We start from the raw sequence: 569 nt of genomic DNA, 5'->3' as shown, positions 1-569 counted from the left end.
CGGCCGACGAGTGCGACCTCGTGCTCTCGTCTGGCTCCACGTCCGCGAGCGCGGTCGACGTCATCTACCGCGTGGTCGAAGAGCGCGGCGAACTCCTGCTGCACGGCGTCTCCGTCAAGCCCGGCAAACCCAAGCTCGTCGGCACGCTCGGGGAGGGGAGCGCCTACATCGGCCTGCCGGGCTACCCGGTGTCGGCGCTCACCATCTTCCGGACGTTCGTCGCGCCGGCGGTCCGCGACGCCGCGGGCCTTCCGGAACCCCGGACCGCGACGGTCGAGGGGACGATGGCCGCCCGCGAGCGGTACGCAGAGGGCCGGACGCGGCTCATGCCCGTCGGACTCGTCGCCGACGGCGACGGCAACACGCTCGTCTACCCCGTCGACAAGGGGTCCGGCGCGACGACGAGCCTCGTCGAGGCCGACGGCGTCGTCGAGGTCCCGGCCGACGTGGAGTACCTCGCGGAAGGCGAGTCGGTGACGGTCCACCTGTTCTCGCCCGACGTTCGCGCGCCGGACCTGCTCGGCGTCGGCGAGGACGACCCCGCGCTCTCGCGCGTCCTCGACCGCGTG

At 73.3% G+C, this 569-nt stretch carries 1 protein-coding gene; it reads left to right on the top strand.

The window, feature by feature from the left end; genetic code table 11:
* The coding region (locus C5B91_RS21335) for a molybdopterin-binding protein (RefSeq protein ID WP_233547873.1) at positions 1–569 on the top strand (569 nt) is incomplete at both ends.

It is taken from the genome of Haloferax sp. Atlit-10N (assembly GCF_003586325.1).
GTDB lineage: Archaea > Halobacteriota > Halobacteria > Halobacteriales > Haloferacaceae > Haloferax > Haloferax prahovense.
The sequence above is the reverse complement of the archived record's forward strand: the minus strand, read 5'-3'. Positions and strand labels throughout refer to the sequence as shown.